A 20,714-nucleotide genomic window follows, 5' to 3' on the forward strand; every position below is an offset into this window, starting at 1 on the left:
AGGAGGCGAGAGAAATGGAACGTACGGGGATCTGTCACTCAGACGGTTTTGATTTATCATATCGAATCGAGGGAGAGGGCGCACCCATCCTTGTGATCGGGAGTGTGGTTTACTACCCGCGCCTTTTTTCCTCAGATCTCAAACAGAAATATCAATGGATCTTTGTCGACCATAGGGGATTTGCTAAGCCTAAACGAGAGCTTCGTGAGGAGGATTCGAGACTTGATGCCGTTTTGGCTGATATTGAAAGGATGAGAGCATTTCTTCAGCTTGAGGATGTTATCATCCTGGGACATTCCGGGCACGCTTTTATGGCTTTAGAATATGCCAGGACATATCCTGAACATGTCCGGAAGGTTGCGCTTTTCAATACTGCGCCTGATAACAGTCAAGAAAGACAACGAAAAAGTGAATCATTTTTTATGGAAACAGCCAGTCCTGAGAGAAAGAAACGCTTTGAAACAGATATCGCGAATTTGCCGCAGGACATTGAAAAAGATCCTGAAAGACGCTTCGTGCACATGTGTATTCGCGCTGAAGCGAAAAGCTTTTATCAAGAGCGGCCGCATGCAGCTGCTTTATGGGATGGCGTATTTACGAATATGCCGATCATGGATGAATTATGGGGGAATACATTTGCCCGGCTGAATCTCATTCAGCGGTTAGCTGATATACAAGTGCCGGTGTACATCGGCTTAGGAAGATATGATTATTTGGTTGCGCCTGTTGCGCTATGGGATACTGTTGACGATTTATATCCCCATGTGGAGAAGGTTATTTTTGAAAAGAGCGGCCATCAGCCGATGCTGGAAGAACCGCAAGCCTTTGAACAAAGCTTCAGGAAATGGCTTGATCAATAAAAAACAGCCCGCAGATCAACATCCGCGGGCTGTTTCTGATTATAAGACCCCTTTCATCGCGCGTTTGATCACCGGCGAGAGCAGCAGGAGAATGCCGCCAAGAACGATAGAAATCAAACCGATGGTGCCGAAGTATGTTGTTTCAGGAATTTTATCAAACAATCCGGCTACTTGGGCATTGATCGCTTGGGCTGCTGCGTTCGTCAGAAACCACATACTCATTGTCTGTGCAGAGAAGGCAGCTGGCGCCAGTTTCGTTGTCACGGATAAACCGACTGGAGACAGGCACAGCTCTCCAAGCACAACAAGCAGGAAGCTGAGAACGAGCCAAAGCGGGCTTACGAGTGCTTCTTTTCCTTGCATAGCCGGGAATACCATAATGATAAATGACAATCCGGCAAGAATTATTCCGATTGAGAATTTAACTGGCGTAGACGGCTGGCGTTTGCCAAGCTTCATCCAGAGCCATGCGAATATTGGCGCAAAAATGACGACAAACAATGGATTTAATGATTGGAACCAAGATGATTGAAGTTCGAATCCACCCAATGAAAGTCTTATGCGTTCATCAGCGTATACCGCAAGAATGGTCGCTCCCTGTTCCTGAATGGCCCAGAACATGACAGCACCGATAAACAAAGGAACGTAAGCGGCAAGACGGGATTTTTCTGTTTTGTCCGCTTTTTTGCTTGTAAACATAATGATGAAATAAATAACAGGAATCAAAATACCGAGAATACTTACAAGGTCGATAAAACGCTTGATCGTCAGCACACCTGTTTGTACGGAGATAATCACTGCGATCGCCACAATGATCACACCGATTCCGGTGCCAATCGCAGATTTTTTAGACAGCGGATTCGGCACATTGGAACCTGCAAGACCGAGGTTTTTCTTTCTTGTCAAAGCAAATACGATAAGTCCGAGAAGCATTCCGACCGCGGCAGCTCCGAAGCCGAGATGATAGTTGTACTTCTGTCCGAGTGTTCCGACAATTAACGGCGCAAGTAAACCACCGAGGTTAATCCCCATGTAGAAAATACTGAAACCTGAGTCGCGGCGCGGGTCTTCTTTCGTGTAAAGATCCCCAACCACGCTTGAAACGTTTGGTTTTAATAAGCCTGTTCCGACAATGATAAGCACCATGCTGATATAGAATGCTACCGAACTGCCTGGATAGGCGAGTGCAATGTGGCCGAACATAATGAATATGCCGCCGTAAAACACGGTGTTTGCGGTACCGAATACCCGATCAGCGAGCCATCCGCCAATAATAGTGGACATGTATACGAGTGAGCCGTAAATCGACATAATGGCAACCGCAGTGCCTTTGTCAAAACCAAGCCCGCCGTTTACCGTCTCTGTATACAAATAGTAAAGTAAGATTGCTCTCATTCCATAGTAAGAGAAACGCTCCCAAAATTCGGTGAAAAATAGTGTAAATAGTCCTCGCGGGTGACCAAAGAACCCTTTTTGCGGGACGCTTTTAATGATACTTTCGTTATCAATCGAAGCCATGTCAGCCAAACCCTTTCTAAAAAAAGTGTATTATAAAAATCATATTCTTATATAATACTTGTGTCAATATAATTTATACTCATTTCAAATAGTTCCATAATGGAAAAATTATAAATGCCTAAAAATAGTGATTTTATCCTAATTTTTATACTCTTTATCGTGAGATTTTCTTACACAACTATTCCTTTATATTTTTTCAATAAAATTTTAGAGAAATGTACAAGCAGACCGGGCCTTTGTGAGTAACATGATAGTAATCATAGAGAAGGAGGCTCGCAATTGGCTGAATTCATATTAAATGCAGCGGATTTCGGTGTTCCTGGAGATGGTCAAACGGATTCGACAGAACTGATTAATCAGTGCCTTAGTACAGCTGTTTCGAAAGGCTATCATACTGTCTGGTTTCCAAAGGGCACATATTTAATAGATGGAACGCTTGGCGGAGATCTTAATCAGAAGTTTCGAAACGCGGGTATCATTGTTCCCGGTAACCTTGAGATTATGATGGACCCGGAGTGTATCATGAAAGTAATCCCGAATAGCTCGTGGGGTTATTCCGCATTTTATGTAGGCAAGCAAGAGAATATAACCATTTCCGGGGGACAAATTATCGGCGAACGCGATGAGCATACGTATGCCTCGGCAGGGATCAGGTCTACCCATGAATGGGGCTTTGGCATATGTATTGAAGGATGCTCGAATGTTGTCATTGATCAAGTGAAAATTTCTGATTTTACCGGCGATGGGATCATTGTCAGTCCGAGGGGATTAAAGACCAATCAAGATTATCGAACGTCAGAGCAAATTATCATCCGCCGCTGTGAGGTTCGGCGGTCAAGGAGAAATAACATTTCCATTACCGGATGTGACATGGTCACGGTGGAGGAATGCGTGATTGAAGATGCCGGAACGGGGAATGGGACAGCGCCGAAATACGGAATCGACATTGAAGGATATGGCGAAGGTGATGTTGATTATGAGGAACCGATTAATGTATCAATTCGCAATAACTACTTTATTGGAAACGTTTCAAGTTCTGTGACCAATTTTAACGGGTATGGCGTTTTAATAGAAGGAAATCTCTCAGATAATACAATCAGCTATGGATATGGGACGCAAACAGTGATCAAGGGAAATATTCTAAGAGGCCCTGAAGACGCGGCGGCTGCGACAAGAGTCGGGATAACCGGACTCGGTGTGTCACAAGGAAAAGAGACCAGTGATGCGGTGATCTCCGGCAATTTGATTACCGGATTTTCAACTGGAATTGATGTCAGGGGAAAGAGCGTTCTTGTGACCAACAACAAAATCAGCAACTTTGAAAACACAGGGATATTGGTTTATCAGTCTTCTGACGTAAAGGTAGACGGAAACCACATTCAAAACGGACTGTCTGAAACAAGGCGCAGCATCGGTCTTCGCGCAGTGCTGTCAGATGACATCGCGTTTCTGAATAACTGTCTCATTCAAGTCATTGACGGTGTGAACATCTCCGGAGGCGACATGATCATTAAAGATAATCTCCTGAGAAAATTCAGCCGAGGCATTTGGATCGCTCAAGGGAATGCGGTGATTGAAGGAAATACACTGCATCCTGACACGTTTGAAGCGGTCCCGGAATCATATGCTGTTTCCGTCACAAATAATGCTGGCGCTATCATCAAAAACAATACATTTAAAGAGTTTAAAAATTACCCGATTTACTGCTCCACAAGTGCAAAAACCTCAATTATCAGCAACCACCTCGAGAAATCTCCGCTTTTGGTCACCGTCTATATCAGCACAGGTGTGCATGAGATTTTTGATAATACCATTTCAGTCAACAGAACAGCCGGGAATCCGATTGTGATTTATGTCAATGGATCAGCAGGCTCTATCATTTCTGGAAACACCATCAATAACCTCTCCGCAGGCACTGCGACAGCTATTCAAACAAACACCTCAACCAATTCCAAAATCATTGGAAACCGCATTTTTAAAGGGACCATCAACAAACACAGCAGTGATACACTAGACGGCAATATTATCGCCTGAAAAAAGCGACCCCTCTAGGGGTTCTTTTTTTTCGATTTATAGATCACGTACATTTCCCTCACAAGGACTAACACAAAAAATAAAAGCACGACCCATTCCGCAAACGTTGTCATCTTAAAGCTGGACATATTGTTATAAATGGCTTTTGTTAAACTGAACCCTTGAAGCATGTCCATCAATACAGAAATAGTTAATAAACAAATCAATATGACTCCAGTCACACCCAATATCTTCATGCTTCATCATCCTCCGCTTTTAGTGTCTATCGTTGGCGGCGAAGTTATACGGCATCTAAACCTAATGCATAATCTCAATTCTAATAGGAAGAATATGAGAAAACGACAAGGAAAGGTATTTGTGTATGCCTTTATTTTCTAAGCGAAAGAACAATACCGGTTCAAAAGACAAGCAGAATACAGAAGAAAAGAATCAGGAACAGCAGCAAGAAAAAGAAAGGCCGGTTCTCATTTCCCCTAATTTGGCAAAGAATATAGCGAAAACGAAAAAGGAAGTCGGAAGCAGCTCTGACGTTATCATTCGCGAGATTAAAATCGGGGAGCAGGATCGTGTCCATCTAGCTGTCATCTATATTGCTGGGCTGGTCGATAATCACACGATCCATGAGTCGTTAATCGATCCATTGGTACAGGATGAGTCTATCCAGAATACTCATGCGATCCAGCAAATTCTTGAAAAAACGCTCCCGCTGGGCGGGGTGAAAGCGGAAAAGAGCTGGGATAAGCTTTTTTCCGAGTTAATGCTCGGCAATGCGCTTGTTTTTGCCGATGGCTATGCCGAAGCGCTGATTTGCAGCACTCAAGGGGGAGAGCAGCGCTCCATCCAAGAGCCGAGTACCCAGGTGTCATTCCGCGGCCCGCGCCAAGGGTTTACAGAATCTCTGCAAACCAATATTTCCATGATCCGGCGATACATTAAAAACCCGAATTTATGGGTTGAAAAAATGAAAAAAGGCTCTGTCACAAATACGGATATCGCTCTCATGTACATTGAAGGAATATGTGATGAAAAGGTGCTGAAGGAAGTGAAGCAGCGCCTGGAAAAAATAGATATTGATAGTATTTTGGAATCCGGATATATTGAGCAGCTGATTGAAGATGAAACCTTTACGACGTTTCCGACTATGTATCATACAGAACGCCCCGATGTTGTAGCGGGAAATCTGTTAGAAGGAAGATTCGCGATTATTGTGGACGGCACACCGTTTGTGCTTATTGCCCCGGCTTTATTTGTCCAATTTTTTCAGTCTGTTGAAGATTATTATTCGCGTTTTGATATAGCGACAAGCATACGTGTCCTGCGGGTTTTAGTCTTTTTCATTTCGCTTGTGGCTCCGGCTGTCTATGTGGCAGCCACGACGTTTCACCAAGAAATGATACCGACTCAGCTGTTAGTGGTCATTGCGGCTCAGCGGGAAATTGTCCCGTTTCCCGCTGTTGTGGAGGCGCTAACGATGGAGGTTGCTTTTGAGATTCTGAGGGAAGCGGGGGTCAGGCTGCCCCGGGTTGTCGGCTCGGCAGTGTCAATCGTAGGCGCTCTTGTAATCGGCCAGGCTGCCGTACAAGCTGGTATTGTCTCTCCGGCAATGGTGATTATCGTGGCACTCACCGCGATTGCGAGCTTCGCGACACCTGCGTTTGCAATGGCGATTTCAGCCCGGCTCATCCGGTTTATTTTTATTATTGCCTCAGCTGTTATGGGTTTTTACGGGCTGATTTTAGGGATCATTATGATGTTTGTGCACTTATGCAGTCTTCGTTCATTTGGCGTTCCATATATGTCGCCGCTTGCACCCTTTTCTTCACAAGGCGTAAAGGACGCGCTGTTCCGGGTTCCGTGGTGGGCCGATGAAAAGAGGCCGGAATCGATCAGTAAGGAAGATAAGGTGCGGCAGGGAGAGGGTCAGCGCCCAGAGCCGGCCGCATCACGAGGAATGGTGAACAAAGATTTGGAAGAAGGGGATCAGAATGGTACGTAAATGTCTATTAGCCGTTCTCATGCTTTTGAGCGTCATTGTGCTGCCCGGCTGCTGGGATAAGCGGGAGCTGACGGATCTTGCGATTATCTCGGCGATTGGCATCGATCGGACAAACAACGGCAACTACGTGCTGCATCTTCAAATTATCAATCCAGGAAATGTTGCCGGCGGCCTTCAAGGAGGCGGTGCCGGAGACAGGCCGCCTGTATCTGTCTATTCGATTGAAGGTAACAATATAACGGAAGCACTCAGAAAAGCCTCCATAAAGGTGTCACGCCGGCTTTATTTTGCCCATACCAATCTAGTCGTGATCAGTGAAAAGCTGGCAAAAGAAGAAGGATTGGATTTTGTTTTAGATAATCTTGACCGGGACACAGAATTCAGGACAACGGCAACATTCGTTGTTGCTCATAAAACAAAAGCAGAAAACATTGTGAAAATCTTGACGCCAATTGATAAAATTCCATCAAATAAAGTCAATAAAACTCTGGATTTCACCGAGGCGGAATACGGACGGGTGGTCAAAACCAATATTCAGGACGTTTTAAAAACACTTGCCGCCAACACTAGGGCACCGGTTATTCCGGGATATATGATGATTGGTGACGATAAAAAAGGAGTCAGTATGGAAAACACGCAGGCGACTGACCCGAAAGCCATTCTTCAGGCAGATGGTTTGGCGATTTTTGATAAGGCTGGGTATTTAAAGTATTGGCTTGAAGATCATGAAAGCGTGGGGGCAGTCTGGCTTATGAATAAGATCCAGCATACGTTTATTAATGCTGACTGGGACAAGACGAAGGATGCGGTCAGCTTGCAGGTTACCCATCAGGATACGAAGCTGGTACCGGAGATACGGAACGGACGTCCGTACATCCATGTGAAAGTGTCGGTTGAAGGTATTATAGATGCTGTCAAATACCCTTTCCACTTGTCTGACCCCAAGGTGCTGCCCGCTATTGAAAAAGCCCTCAACAAAGAGCTGGAAAAGGAAATCAGCCATACTGTGAAAAAGATCAAGAAGAATCAAATAGACTTTATCGGTTTTGGTGACACGATATATAGAAAGTATCCGGAGCAGTGGGCGAAAATGAAGGACACATGGGACAAAGAGTATTTGCCGGAACTGCCCATCGATGTGAAGGCCGAGACGTATATCAGAAGGACGGGATTGCGAAACAATCCGATCAAACACCAGTTTAAAGATGATTAGGTCTGTAGAAAGGGGAAGTGACAGATGGAAAAAGCCAGAATAAGCATAAGGCAGCTGTTTGTCATGATTATCATTTTTGAACTGGGCAGCTCCTTATTGATTACACCCGGATCGATGGCGGGCAGGGATGCTTGGATAGCAGTTCTATTAGGCTGTGCGGCCGGGCTGTTTCTTTTCTATTTGTATCAGGGCATTTATCAATGCTATCCGGAATCTTCGCCGAAAGAATATATGGATGATATGCTCGGAACCAAGCTGAGCTGGCTGTTTTCATTTCTCTATATCTTGTACTTTGCCTATATTGCCGCAAGGGTGCTGCGTGACTTTGGAGAAATGCTGCTGACGTTTGCTTATCATGATACACCTATCATTATTGTAAATGCTTTATTAATGGTAGTAAGCATATATGCCGTAAGAAAAGGAATTGAAGTGCTCGCACGCGCGGCCGAACTGCTTTTCGGGGCCATGTATTTACTAGGCGCGCTCGGCCTCGTGCTGATTATTGTCTCAGGCACTATAGACCCGCACAATTTAAAGCCGGTTTTGGCAAACGGCATTTCTCCTGTCCTTCACTCTGTTTTCACACAGACCATGTACGTTCCATTTGGTGAAGTTGTTTTATTTGTGATGATTTTCCCTAACCTGAATGACAGAAAAAATGTGAAAAAAATGGGGATGATCGCCATGGCTATTAGCGGATTGGTTGTGGCGCTCACCGTGGCGATTAATATCAGCGTGCTTGATGTTGATCTTACACTCAGATCCCAGTTTCCGCTTTTAAGCACGATCCAGACAATCAAAGTCGAAGAATTTTTAGATCGGCTTGATGTCTTTTTTATGCTGGCGCTGATCATTGGCGGCTTCTTTAAAGTCAGTCTCTACTTATATGCCACTGTGGTGGGGACATCTACGCTCTTTAAGGAAAAGAATCCCTCCCAATTGGCTTATCCGATGGGATTGGGCATTTTAATCCTCTCTATTACGATTGCGACTAACTTTTCGGAGCACTTGAACGAAGGCCTGAAAGTGGTGCCGCTGTATATTCATTTGCCTTTTCAATTATTGTTTCCGCTCTTTCTGTTTATTGTGGCTGTTTGGAAAAAGAAACGAAGAGAGAAGTCAAAAGGGGCGGAAGCAAAAAAATGATAAAAAGAGCGGGGGGATGCAGCCGCCGCTCTTTTTATGTTCACTTCTATATAAAAGGGGGATATAGGGTGCGCCCCTGTCTGCACTGGCAGAGGCGCGTTTTGTTATACGACTGCGATGTTTTCCTTCACAGTAAAGCTTCCTCTTGAAAGTCTGATATTGATGTCTGACACTTTTGCAATTTGTTCATCGTGCGTCACCATGATGACACATTTATTTTCCTTGTGTGCCAGATCCTGAAAGAGCCGTACGATCTCTTTTGATGTGTCCTCATCAAGGTTTCCGGTCGGTTCATCGGCTACGATAAGATTCGTGTCACAGCAGAAAGCCCTTGTAATTGATACCCGCTGCTGCTGTCCGCCGCTCAGTGTGAGCACTTTTTGCCGGGCTTGTTTTTCGTTGATGCCAACCTTCTGCAGCATGTCAAGCGCATATGATTCTTTGTTCTTTTCTTTAGAACCTGTGATTTCCATAGCGGTTGTGACGTTCTGCAAAGCCGTCATATACGGAAGCAGGTTGTACGCCTGAAAAACAATTGATACATATTGATTTCTGAAATTGGTTAAGCCGATTTTAGAAACCGCTTTTCCGCCGTAAAGAATGTCTCCTTCTTTTGGTGCGTCAAGTCCGCCTGCCAGAGACAGGAAAGTGGTTTTCCCCGTCCCTGATGTGCCGACGATTGTGTAGAATTTGCCTTTTTGAAAGCTGATGTTAATATCCTGAAACAATGGCTGGCTCTTGTCTTTATACCAGTAGCCGACTTGTTGAAATTCTAATAAGCTCATAGGTTCCGCCTCTTTCTATTCCTGTTTTGTCAATATCGTTTTCGGATGAAGCCGCAGTACTGAAATGGACGGCAGCAATGTTGCAATGATTGCGATAAGGATGCCGATCCCGCCAAGAACAAGCATGTCGTTCATAGAAACCGCGACGTTCAGTGAATCGATAACGTCCGCGTTTGATGAACTGTGGCCGAACATTCCGCCGCCCATGCCGCCACCGCCGCCAGGCATTTGTCCGTTTTGCCCGCTTGCAGTTTGCGTTGAATCGGTTGATGAACTGATCTGCTGGGATAAAAGCTGATTTCCAAGCTGATTTGCGACGAGATTTCCAGTCACCGATGCAAGGCCGATCGCGATAACGGCCACGATCAGAATCTCAGTCAAGAACTGTCCAATCAATTTCCACCGTTTTTCACCGATAGCCATTAACACGCCCATTTCGTATTTGCGCTCCCTGATCGACATCATGACAATCAGGCCAAGAATGACAGCCCCTGCCACTGATACAAGATACACCACGTTTTTAGAAAAAGAAGCTACATTTTCAATCGGGCCGACCATTTGCTGGTACAACTGATCGTTTGTATTCAGTGTGTACGTATCGAAGTCAATGGATGTTTTCTTCGCTGCTTTTACGAAAGCATCCATATTTTTCGCATCGTCCATATAGTAAACGGCTGAGTCAATCGTATTTTGATAGTCGTCGCCTTTCAGCGCCTCTGTCGCTGTGTAAGGTGTATAAAGCTTGTTATAAGGATTTAAGAAAGAGAAATTTTGGGCTTGGTCATCGCCTGAAGATGTTGTTTTATAAATACCGACGATCTTCAGCTTTACTGTTGTATCCTCATCTGTTGCTGATTCAATTGTGATCGAATCGCCAACGCTTAAATCATTTTCTTCCGCTAATGTTTCGTTGATCACTGTTACTTTTTTGCCGACATCTGATTTTGTAATCGCGCGTCCGTCAGTGATTTTTGAATCCCCGTCAGAGAAATCATCAACTAATGCTGTGCTGATGACACCTTCAATCGAAAGATCGGCTTGCACCATTTGCGGTCCGCCTTGTCCGCCGCCTTGGCTGTTTTTAGCATTTGAGTTTGAACTGCTTGAACTGGAATCGCTTGAACTGGAGCTTGAGCTTTCAATCGCATCAAAGTTCCCCGCGTTGGCTGAAGCTGATGTGATGTAATTGTAGCTCTTCACATGATCGAGTGCTGCAAGCTTATTTGCATCAGACACTTTGACCGGTGTTGATTCGAAGCTGCGTTTTTCGCCGCTGTCCTGCTGTTTTTCCATTTGCTTTTGGCGGTCAACCTGTAGTGTCACGCTTCCGCCGAGCTCTTGTCTGGCCAGTTCGCTTGATTTTTGTGCTGCCGACTGGATGGTGAGGCCTGATAGAACAAAGACACATATGACTGTAAACACAAATAATTGCAATAACGTTTTTCCCTTTTTAGCCTTCATATTCCAAAAGGCCCGTTTGATAAAGTTCATTTATGTTCCTCCGTATAGGTATTGTTATTGATAAGGCCGCCTCTGGGGCGGGCTTGCTTGTTGATAAATTAATAGTAGTCCAAAGGTATGAAAAAAATATGAACAATCTATTTCTAGTTGATGAAATAAAAACTAACAATTGCGAAACGCAAAACCTTCTGTTTAAAATGGTGCTATTATAGAAAAAAGCATCAAAACAACCGGAGGATATAATGAAAATATTAATGATAGAAGATAATGTTAGTGTCTGTACGATGACGGAGATGTTCTTTTTTAAGGAAGGTTTTGAAGCGGAATTCGTTCATGACGGATTAGAGGGATACCAGCGTTTTACGGAAGAAAATTGGGATCTGATCATCTTGGATATCATGCTTCCATCTATGGATGGCGTGACCATTTGCAGAAAAATAAGAGAGACAAGCACGGTGCCGATTATCATGCTGACTGCCAAAGACACCGAATCAGATCAGGTCATCGGTTTTGAGATGGGGGCGGATGATTATGTCACGAAGCCGTTCAGCCCGCTGACATTGGTTGCCCGCATCAAAGCCGTCATCAGAAGATACAAGGCGACAGGCAAAGCGGTTGTTGATGAAGATATGATCGAATCGGAATGCTTTACAATTAATAAGAAGACGAGAGAAGTCTTTTTGAACGGAGAGCCTGTAGAAAATCTCACGCCGAAGGAATTCGATCTGCTTTACTACCTTGTCCAAAATCCACGGCAGGTGTTCTCCAGAGAACAGCTGCTTGAACAAGTATGGGGCTATCAATTTTATGGAGATGAGCGGACGGTTGACGTTCATATCAAACGGCTGCGGAAAAAGCTTGCCAGCGAAGACAAGCCTTTCCTATATACCGTGTGGGGAGTAGGGTATAAATTTGATGAAGATTAAATATTTATACCAGCTGCTTCTGAGCCATATCAGCATTTTGATTTTAGCGTTTGTCATTATCATTTCGCTATTTTCACACTTTGTGAAAGATTTTGCCTATCAAAATAAAGTAGAGGAACTGACGTCATATGCAGTGCAGATCGCGAATGAATTCCAAGCCGGCCAGGTTGATATGCGCAGGCTCTACCCTTATCAGGACATTTTAAGCACAAGAAAGACTCAGTTTATCATCTTCAATGAAAAGCAGCAGCCTTATTTTCTTCCTGAAGGCTTTCATCATCAGCCAAGGGAACAGCTGAAGAAATCAGAATGGAACAAGCTGAAAAAAGGGCAGACTGTCATGATCAGGGCAGATGGCCGTTTTGATGATGAAGTGTCTCTTGTGGCGCAGCCTATATTTGTTCAGAACGAGTTTAAAGGCGCCGTTCTGCTGATTTCTCCAATCAGCGGCGTTGAACAGATGGTCAATCAGGTCAACCTCTATATGTTTTACGCTGTAATCAGCACGCTCGTCATTACGATTCTTGTGAGCTGGCTCCTATCCAAATTCCATGTCAAACGGATTCAAAAGCTGAGAGAAGCGACAGATAAAGTGGCTTCCGGCGATTATGACATCCACTTGGAAAACAGCTACAGGGATGAAATCGGCGTACTGGCGTCCGACTTTAATATTATGGCGAAAAAGTTAAAGCAGTCGAGGGATGAAATCGATCGCCTTGAGAAGCGGAGAAGGCAGTTTATCGCTGATGTGTCACATGAATTAAAAACTCCGCTGACGACGATCAACGGTTTGGTTGAAGGGCTGAATAGCCATACGATTCCTGAGGATAAGAAGGATAAGTGCTTCTCGCTGATCAGTGAGGAAACGAAGCGCATGCTGCGGCTCGTAAAAGAAAATCTGGATTATGAAAAAATTAGGTCCCAGCAAATTACCTTGAACAAGCTGGATGTTCCGCTGATCGAGGTGTTTGAAATCGTAAAAGAGCACTTGGAGCAGCAGGCGGACGAAAAACAAAACAGGCTGATGATTCAGGTAGAGGATCACGTGATCGTTCATGCCGATTACGACAGGCTCATTCAAATACTCGTCAACATTACGAAAAACAGCATCCAATTTACGCAAAACGGTGACATTTGGCTGCGCGGAATAGAAGGTTATAAAGAGACGATTATTGAAATTGAAGATACGGGGATCGGCATTTCAAAAGAGGATATTGAGCATATTTGGGAGCGGTTCTATAAAGCAGATATTTCAAGAACGAACACGGCATACGGTGAATACGGACTCGGTCTCTCGATCGTCAAGCAGCTCGTTGAAATGCATCGGGGCACAGTAGAGATCAAGAGTGAAGAAGGGAAAGGCACAAAATTTATCATCCGCCTTCCTTTAATGGCAAAGCAGCAATAGCATACAGGGCGGCAGCATCATCAGATGAGCCGCCTTTTTTGCACACCGCTTCGGTTTATTGCGTGCTCCCGAAAACAAAGATTGCGTGTTTTTCGGGTTGGGACAGTCTATAAACATGATAAAATATGACATAAACAGTTTTTGATGGGAGAGGGTGAAGGAATGAAGAGCGGGGTAATTCCTTCTTCAGCGGTCGGTCAAAAAATTAACGAGTGGTACAAATATATCCGGACATTCAGCGTGCCGGATGCCGAAGTGTTAAAAGCTGAAATCCAGCAGGAACTGAAACACATGCAGCATGATTCCAACTTGCTGCTTTATTATTCACTAATGGAATTCCGGCACCAGCTTATGCTGGATTATCTTGAGCCGTTAGAAAAATTAAATATCGAAGACCAGCCAAGCCTGTCTGAATTATCACGAAACATTGACAGCAATCAGGCAGATCTTAAAGGGCTGCTCGACTATTACGTGAATTTTTTCCGCGGGATGTATGAGTTTGATAAGCGGGAATTTATTTCTGCCATCACATACTATAAACAGGCGGAGAAAAAACTTTCCTTTGTCGCAGACCATATTGAACGGGCTGAATTCTATTTTAAAATCGCGGAAGCTTATTATTATATGAAGCAAACGTATTTTTCATTGATTAATATCAAAAATGCCTATGAAATTTACGTGGAGCAGGAAACCTATAATGTGAGAATCATTCAATGCCATTTCGTGTTCGGGGTTAACCTGATGGATGAAAGAAATTTCGAACAAGCCGCGCGCCATTTCAAATTGGCACTCGATATGGCCCAAGCGGAACAAAAAGCCCAGCTGGTCGGAAGAGCATACTACAATCTCGGATTATGCTATTACAATCAAGATCTTCTTGACCCTGCCATTGAGTACTTTGAAAAAGCGGTCTCCACGTTTGAAAGCAGCAGGATCATCAATTCTTTGCCGCAAGCCTATTTTTTAATCACCCTGATTTATTATAAACAGGGAAAACATGATAAAGCTTCGGAATATCACAAGCGGGGCTATGAATATGCTAAAGAAACAGACGATGCAGACTATGCCGTAAAATTCGAGTTTTTGGAATCCCTATATCAGGATCAGCCCAGTGAAGAAGGAATCGAACGATGTTTTCAATACCTAAAAAATAAAAATATGTACGCTGATATAGAGGATTTAGCCCTAGAAGTAGCAAAATATTACTATGAACAGAAGTGGTTTAAACTGTCTGCTTCCTACTTTCTACAAGTTGAAGAGGCAAGAAAACAAATACAAAGGAGTGAAGGTTTGTATGAAATTGAAATCTAAGTTGTTTGTTATTTGTTTAGCCGCAGCCGCGATTTTTACAGCGGCTGGCGTTTCTGCTCATGCGGAAGCACTCGACTTTCATGTGACGGAAAGAGGAATGACGTAAGAACCAGCCCCTTCTCTTTGGTGAGAAGGGGTTTTTCTTTTCAAAAAAACACCGCAAGACATAGTCTTGCGGCGCCCCCGCAGAGACGGTCAGCAGCTTAGTAGCCGCCAACAAACGCAGTCCCTACGATAATTAAAAGAATGAACAATACAACGATTAAAGCGAAAGAACTGATGCCGTAACCGCCGCCAGTAGAGTATCCTGACATAAGGTTTCACCTCCCTATGAAGGATACTATAAGATATGCTGAGCCGATCTGTTTGGCAGGGATAATAGTGGACAAGAGAAAAAAATGAACAATTCGGCTATATGAAAAATAGCGGGCGCTGCGGCCCGCTATTTATGTACGATTAAGAGATCAGCACGCCCGCGAAAAATTCCTGGTATAACGCTTGAACGGCTTTTCTTTCTTCGGCTTCTTTTACGCCAAACATCATGCTCACTTCAGATGATCCCTGATTGATCATTTCGATATTCACTTTAGCCTCTGATAATGCTTTGGCGGCTCTTGCTGTTGTACCGACATTGTGGCGCATCGCTTCTCCTACAACCATAATCAGTGCGAGATGATGCTCGACAATGACTTCGTCGGCATGCAAATCCTTTTCGATCCGTTTGATCACGCTGCGTTCAGTGGCGGCATCCATTTGACCCTCCCGCAAGATGATGGTCATGTCATCAATTCCCGATGGAACATGCTCATACGTCAATCCGTGCTCCTCCAGGATTTGAAGGGCTTTGCGGCCAAATCCGATTTCTCTGTTCATTAAATACTTGCTGATATAAATGCTGCAAAAACCGGTATCGCTGGCAATGCCGACGACAGGCCCGTTCGTGTTATCCCGCTTGCTGACGACACGGGTGCCTTCGGCTGAGGGGTTGTTCGTATTTTTGATCTGAACAGGAATCCCCGCTCTAAATGCCGGAATGAGCGCTTCATCATGAAACACTGAAAAACCGGCGTAAGACAGCTCCCGCATCTCTCTGTATGTCAGCTCACTGATTTCCTTTGGATTTTCAACGAAGGACGGATTGACAGAATACACAGCGTCCACGTCTGTAAAGTTTTCGTACAAATCAGCTTGAAGTCCGTTGGCAAGAATCGAGCCGGTAATATCAGAACCGCTCCGTGAGAATGTGATCACATCGCCATCCTTGCTGAATCCGAAAAAACCGGGAAAAATAATGAGTCCGTCACGTTCCCGAAGACGATAGAGGTTTTGATAGGATTCAGGAAGAACTTGCGCGTTGCCGGGTTCATTTGTCACAAAAAGGCCGGCATCCTTCGGGTTGACATATTCCGCTTTGACGCCTTTATAACGGAAATAAGCGGCGATCAGCTTGGCGTTGTTATCCTCCCCGCTGGCCTTAACTGCGTCAAGATATTGCTCGGGATTGCTTTTGTCTCCTTCTAAAAGCGTAAACAAATCATCTCTGATTTTATCGATAATGCTTTGCCCCAGCTGAAGCTCATTGGCGATGAGAGCGTACCGTTCCACAACCGCTTCCGCCAGTTCAGGTGCGCTGCCTGATGCCAAATATTGTTCTGCACATGCGATTAAGAGATCAGTCACTTTCGTATCCTCGGCATAGCGTTTTCCCGGAGCTGAAACGACTACAGCTTTCCGTGCCGGGTCTGAGGTAACGATGTGAAACACCTTGTCAAGCTGGGCGCCTGAAGCAAGTGAGCTGCCTCCGAATTTAACGACCTTCATGTTTACATCTCCTAATGTTTAAAATTTTCACACAAATTTAGTATTTATTATCTCTCTTTCAGTCCTGTAAATCAAGGGATAATTTCTCTCCGGAATGAACATTTGTATTTCCCACGAGGAATGATGTCGGGTTTGCTGACAGTAAACAGGCGTTCAAAAGATAAATATGGTAAACAGCCTAACGTTTTGGGATGGAAAATGGTTAGAATGATTAGTAAAATTGATAAATGACCAGGTTAATATTTTTAAAGAATATTGACTAACACTAGAAAAATGGTAATATGTAAATGATAATGATAATCAATTACTATATGGCCATATTGTTTTGAGTCCTTGCGGAGTAGGAGATACGTTCTTTTTGCTGTAAGGATGTAAGGAGGCAGCATGAAGCTACGTTATTTATTTATTCTACTTATCATATTAGCCGTCACATCTGTATTTATCGGCGTAGAAGATCTGTCGCCGCTTGATCTCTTCGATTTAAGCAAACAAGAGGCGTCAACGCTGTTTGCAAGCCGTTTGCCGCGATTAATCAGCATTGTCATCGCGGGCTTAAGCATGAGCATCTGCGGTTTGATTATGCAGCAGATCAGCAGAAACAAATTCGTGTCACCGACGACGGCGGGCACGATGGATTGGGCTCGGCTCGGCATCTTAATTTCCTTGCTGCTGTTTACATCCGCCAGTCCTTTAATCAAAATGCTGGTCGCGTTTGTCTTTGCCCTGGCAGGCAACTTCCTGTTTATGAAAATCCTTGAAAGAATCAAGTTTAACGACACCATCTTTATTCCGCTTGTCGGTTTAATGCTCGGGAATATCGTCAGTTCAATCGCGACTTTTATCGCGTATAAATATGACTTGATCCAGAACGTGTCATCATGGCTTCAGGGAGACTTCTCCTTAGTCGTGAAAGGGAGATACGAGCTTCTTTATCTGAGTATTCCGCTCGTTATCATTGCCTATGTGTATGCGGATAAATTCACATTGGCCGGTATGGGAGAAAGCTTTTCTGTCAATCTCGGCCTAAAGTACAAGCGGGTAGTGAACATCGGGCTCATTATCGTATCCCTGATCACGTCTCTTGTCATTTTGACTGTCGGTATGCTGCCGTTTCTCGGTTTAATCATCCCGAATATTGTATCGATTTACAGAGGAGACAATCTGAAGAGCAGCCTGCCGCATACTGCGCTATTGGGAGCGGTTTTTGTGCTGTTTTGCGATATATTGGGCAGAGTCATTATCTTCCCTTACGAAATCTCGATTGGCCTGATGGTCGGAATCATCGGCAGCGGCATTTTCCTGTTTATGCTGTTAAGGAGAAAAGCGTATGCGTAACCAGATGAAAATGGCGTTGCTCGTTGGTTTAGCCATTGTATGTATTGGCTTGTTTCTGTTTTATGACTTAGGCAATTGGGATTACACCCTGCCGAGACGAATCAAAAAGGTCGCCGCCATTGTGCTGACGGGGGGAGCGATTGCGTTTTCGACCATGATCTTTCAAACGATTACGAACAACCGCATCCTGACGCCGGGCATCTTGGGCCTCGATTCTCTCTACATGCTGATTCAGACCGGTATTATCTTTTTGTTCGGTTCTGCGAATATGGTCATTATGAATAAAAACATCAACTTTATCATCTCTGTTCTTCTGATGATACTGTTTTCTCTTGTTTTGTATCAGATCATGTTCAAGGGTGAGGGGAGAAATATCTTTTTCCTTCTGCTTATCGGTATCGTGTTTGGCACGCTGTTCAGCAGCCTGTCTTCCTTTATGCAGATGCTGATTGATCCGAATGAGTTCCAAGTGGTGCAGGACAAGATGTTTGCCAGCTTTAACAACATTAATACAGATTTGTTATGGCTCGCGTTCATCATCTTCCTGCTGACAGGCGCTTATGTCTGGCGTTTTACAAAGTTTTTCGATGTGCTGTCGCTCGGACGCGAGCACGCCGTGAATTTGGGCATTGACTACGACAAAGTGGTGAAGCAGATGCTGATCGTGGTTGCGATTTTGGTTTCTGTGTCAACAGCGCTAGTCGGGCCGATTATGTTTTTAGGCCTTCTTGTCGTCAACCTGGCGAGAGAATTTCTGAAAACCTATAAGCATTCATACTTAATCGCAGGCTCTGTTTTCATCAGCATCATTGCGCTGGTCGGAGGGCAGTTTGTGGTTGAGAAAGTGTTTACCTTCTCAACGACGCTGAGCGTCATTATTAATTTTGCCGGCGGGATTTATTTTATCTACTTGCTGTTAAAGGAGAATAAATCATGGTAGAGGTCAAAAATGTAAGCAAACAATATGGCGGGAAAGTTGTCCTTGAAGAGACGTCAGTCACGATTCAAAAGGGCAAAATCACCTCGTTTATCGGTCCTAACGGCGCCGGCAAAAGTACGCTGCTGTCTATCATGAGCCGCCTGATCAAAAAAGATTCCGGCGAGATTTACATAGACGGACAAGAGATTGGATCATGCGACAGCAAAGAGCTTGCCAAGAAAATGAGCATTTTGAAGCAGGCGAACCAAATCAATATTAGGCTCACGATCAAAGACCTCGTCAGTTTTGGCAGGTTTCCGTACTCACAGGGCCGGCTGACTGAGGAAGACTGGGTTCATATCAACCAGGCGCTCAGCTATATGAAGCTGGAAGACATTCAGGACAACTACCTCGATCAGTTAAGCGGCGGACAGTGCCAAAGGGCATTTATCGCCATGGTCATTGCCCAGGACACCGATTATATCTTTCTGGATGAGCCGCTGAACAATCTGGATATGAAACATTCAGTTGAAATTATGAAACTGCTGAAACGGCTGGTAAAGGAGCTTGGAAAAACGATCGTCATCGTCATTCACGATATCAATTTTGCTTCTGTCTATTCGGACTATATCGTAGCTTTGAAAAACGGCCGCATCGTAAAAGAGGGGCCGCCTGAAAAAATAATAGAAACCTCTGTGCTTGAGGAAATCTACGATATGACCATCCCGATTCAGACGATTGATCATCAAAGAATAGGTGTCTATTTTTCTTAATATATAGAAGAGGTGAAGAGCATGAAAAAGTTCGCATTACTATTCATCGCTTTGGTGACGGCAGTTGTCATTTCTGCATGCGGAAACCAAAGCACAAGCAGCAAAGGTTCTGATTCGAAGAAAGAACAAATCACGGTGAAACACCAGCTGGACAAAAACGGCACAAAAGTACCGAAGAACCCTAAAAAAGTTGTCGTATTTGACTTTGGAAGCTTAGATACATTAGATAAACTAGGACTTGATGATAAAGTAGCGGGCCTGCCGAAACAAGCCCTTCCTAAATATCTGTCCAAGTTCAAAGATGACAAATATGCTGATGTCGGAAGCTTAAAAGAGCCAGACTTCGAGAAAGTGGCAGATTTAGACCCTGACTTGATCATTATCTCAGGAAGACAATCTGAGTCTTACAAAGAATTCTCTGAAATCGCTCCGACAATTTACCTTGGCGTAGACACAGCGAAGTATATGGAATCATTTAAATCAGACGCGGAAACAATCGGTAAGATTTTCGATAAAGAAGACGAAGTGAAAGATGAACTCGCAAAAATCGATGATTCAATCGCAGATGTAAAGAAAACGGCTGAAAAGCTTAACAAAAACGGTCTCGTCATCATGGCGAACGACGGGAAGATCAGCGCATTCGGCCCTAAATCAAGATACGGCCTGATCCATGACGTGTTCGGCGTGACACCGGCTGATAAAAACATCAAAGCGTCTACTCACGGACAAAGCGTTTCATACGAGTACATTTCAAAAACAAACCCGGATTACCTGTTTGTCATTGACCGCGGTACAGCGATCGGAGAAACATCATCTACAAAACAAGTCGTTGAAAACGATTATGTGAAAAACGTAAACGCAGTGAAAAATGATCATGTCGTCTACCTTGATTCTGCTACTTGGTACTTATCAGGAGGCGGTCTTGAGTCTATGGCGCAAATGATTAAAGAAGTGAAAGACGGTTTAGAAAAGTAAAATAAGAACCCGATCTTTAGAATCTGATTAATTCAGTCTAAGGTCGGGTTTTTTCTTTCAAAAATCTCGATTCATAGAGATTTTAATGTTGAAATATAGAAATAAACTTTACTTTGTTTTTATATAGATGGATAATAAAGGTTATATTCATGAATTTATTGTTCTAATTAGTGAGTTAATTATAGGTCTAGTTATCGGCTTGCTACTTGCCACGCCATTTTGGATAGCTTCTG

Annotated in this window: 19 protein-coding genes; 13 read left to right on the top strand and 6 right to left on the bottom strand. The window is 44.0% G+C overall.

Annotated features, from left to right (window positions below):
• Window positions 1–14 precede the first annotated feature (14 nt).
• Entirely contained in the window at window positions 15–860 is an 846-nt protein-coding gene (locus tag C1T29_RS02435) for an alpha/beta fold hydrolase (protein ID WP_103749796.1), read from the top strand.
• Between the two features lie 39 nt (window positions 861–899).
• Here the strand turns inward: C1T29_RS02435 and C1T29_RS02440 are convergent, their stop codons facing one another.
• Window positions 900–2,378 (bottom strand): peptide MFS transporter, encoded by a 1,479-nt coding sequence (locus C1T29_RS02440; RefSeq protein ID WP_071581058.1) that lies wholly within the window; start codon window positions 2,376–2,378, stop codon window positions 900–902.
• Between the two features lie 279 nt (window positions 2,379–2,657).
• Here C1T29_RS02440 and C1T29_RS02445 point away from each other — a divergent pair, with 279 nt between their 5' ends.
• Entirely contained in the window at window positions 2,658–4,412 is a 1,755-nt protein-coding gene (locus C1T29_RS02445) for a right-handed parallel beta-helix repeat-containing protein (protein WP_103749795.1), read from the top strand.
• 14 nt (window positions 4,413–4,426) lie between these two features.
• Here the strand turns inward: C1T29_RS02445 and C1T29_RS02450 are convergent, their stop codons facing one another.
• A complete protein-coding gene (locus C1T29_RS02450; RefSeq protein WP_069839847.1) occupies window positions 4,427–4,648 on the bottom strand; it encodes a YczF family membrane protein in 222 nt (73 codons plus the stop codon).
• A gap of 125 nt (window positions 4,649–4,773) precedes the next feature.
• On the opposite strand from C1T29_RS02450, the gene gerKA reads away from it, so the two are divergent.
• From gerKA to gerKB, 3 genes are read left to right on the top strand one after another with little or no spacing between them, the layout of a single operon-like run.
• The gene (gene gerKA / locus C1T29_RS02455; protein ID WP_103749794.1) at window positions 4,774–6,408 is read left to right on the top strand and encodes a spore germination protein GerKA; all 1,635 of its coding nucleotides are present in this window, start codon (window positions 4,774–4,776) and stop codon (window positions 6,406–6,408) included.
• Entirely contained in the window at window positions 6,398–7,621 is a 1,224-nt protein-coding gene (gerKC, locus tag C1T29_RS02460) for a spore germination protein GerKC (protein ID WP_095432794.1), read from the top strand. The genes gerKA and gerKC overlap by 11 nt, the downstream gene beginning before the upstream one ends.
• Before the next feature lie 24 nt (window positions 7,622–7,645).
• Entirely contained in the window at window positions 7,646–8,767 is a 1,122-nt protein-coding gene (gene gerKB, locus C1T29_RS02465; RefSeq protein ID WP_095432793.1) for an endospore germination permease GerKB, read from the top strand.
• 104 nt (window positions 8,768–8,871) lie between these two features.
• Here the strand turns inward: gerKB and C1T29_RS02470 are convergent, their stop codons facing one another.
• Window positions 8,872–9,552 carry an ABC transporter ATP-binding protein gene (locus tag C1T29_RS02470; protein WP_095432792.1) on the bottom strand — a complete coding sequence of 227 codons (681 nt, stop codon included), beginning with the start codon at window positions 9,550–9,552 and terminating at the stop codon, window positions 8,872–8,874.
• A 15-nt stretch (window positions 9,553–9,567) separates the two neighbouring features.
• The gene (locus C1T29_RS02475) at window positions 9,568–11,043 is read right to left on the bottom strand and encodes an ABC transporter permease (protein ID WP_095432791.1); all 1,476 of its coding nucleotides are present in this window, start codon (window positions 11,041–11,043) and stop codon (window positions 9,568–9,570) included.
• A 212-nt stretch (window positions 11,044–11,255) separates the two neighbouring features.
• Between C1T29_RS02475 and yclJ the strand changes: the two genes are divergently transcribed.
• The 4 genes from yclJ (at window position 11,256) to phrC (ending at window position 14,764) form a co-directional block, all read left to right on the top strand.
• Window positions 11,256–11,939 carry a two-component system response regulator YclJ gene (gene yclJ / locus C1T29_RS02480; RefSeq protein ID WP_041521471.1) on the top strand — a complete coding sequence of 228 codons (684 nt, stop codon included), beginning with the start codon at window positions 11,256–11,258 and terminating at the stop codon, window positions 11,937–11,939.
• A complete protein-coding gene (yclK, locus tag C1T29_RS02485; protein ID WP_103749793.1) occupies window positions 11,926–13,347 on the top strand; it encodes a two-component system sensor histidine kinase YclK in 1,422 nt (473 codons plus the stop codon). The genes yclJ and yclK overlap by 14 nt, the downstream gene beginning before the upstream one ends.
• Before the next feature lie 162 nt (window positions 13,348–13,509).
• Complete coding sequence (rapC, locus tag C1T29_RS02490; protein WP_095432789.1) at window positions 13,510–14,658, top strand: response regulator aspartate phosphatase RapC; 1,149 nt, start codon at window positions 13,510–13,512, stop codon at window positions 14,656–14,658.
• Window positions 14,642–14,764, top strand: coding sequence for a phosphatase RapC inhibitor PhrC (gene phrC / locus C1T29_RS02495; RefSeq protein ID WP_014662771.1), 123 nt, complete (start codon window positions 14,642–14,644; stop codon window positions 14,762–14,764). Before rapC ends, phrC begins: the two co-directional genes overlap by 17 nt.
• 97 nt (window positions 14,765–14,861) lie before the next feature.
• On the opposite strand, the gene C1T29_RS02500 is transcribed toward phrC, so the two are convergent.
• Complete coding sequence (locus tag C1T29_RS02500) at window positions 14,862–14,972, bottom strand: YjcZ family sporulation protein (RefSeq protein WP_040084173.1); 111 nt, start codon at window positions 14,970–14,972, stop codon at window positions 14,862–14,864.
• A gap of 142 nt (window positions 14,973–15,114) precedes the next feature.
• On the bottom strand, window positions 15,115–16,479 hold the full coding sequence (locus C1T29_RS02505; protein ID WP_069839855.1) for an aspartate kinase: 1,365 nt from the start codon (window positions 16,477–16,479) through the stop codon (window positions 15,115–15,117).
• Between the two features lie 384 nt (window positions 16,480–16,863).
• Here C1T29_RS02505 and yclN point away from each other — a divergent pair, with 384 nt between their 5' ends.
• Genes yclN through yclQ form a run of 4 tightly spaced genes read left to right on the top strand, consistent with a single transcriptional unit; the run spans window position 16,864 to window position 20,481 of the window.
• Window positions 16,864–17,814 (top strand): petrobactin ABC transporter permease YclN, encoded by a 951-nt coding sequence (gene yclN / locus C1T29_RS02510; RefSeq protein WP_014662773.1) that lies wholly within the window; start codon window positions 16,864–16,866, stop codon window positions 17,812–17,814.
• A complete protein-coding gene (gene yclO / locus C1T29_RS02515) occupies window positions 17,807–18,754 on the top strand; it encodes a petrobactin ABC transporter permease YclO (protein ID WP_040084169.1) in 948 nt (315 codons plus the stop codon). Before yclN ends, yclO begins: the two co-directional genes overlap by 8 nt.
• Window positions 18,748–19,506 carry a petrobactin ABC transporter ATP-binding protein YclP gene (gene yclP / locus C1T29_RS02520; protein ID WP_095432788.1) on the top strand — a complete coding sequence of 253 codons (759 nt, stop codon included), beginning with the start codon at window positions 18,748–18,750 and terminating at the stop codon, window positions 19,504–19,506. The genes yclO and yclP overlap by 7 nt, the downstream gene beginning before the upstream one ends.
• 21 nt (window positions 19,507–19,527) lie before the next feature.
• Entirely contained in the window at window positions 19,528–20,481 is a 954-nt protein-coding gene (gene yclQ, locus C1T29_RS02525) for a petrobactin ABC transporter substrate-binding protein YclQ (protein ID WP_014662776.1), read from the top strand.
• The last annotated feature ends 233 nt before the right edge of the window (window positions 20,482–20,714 follow it).

The sequence above is a fragment of the Bacillus sp. MBGLi79 genome (assembly GCF_002953915.1).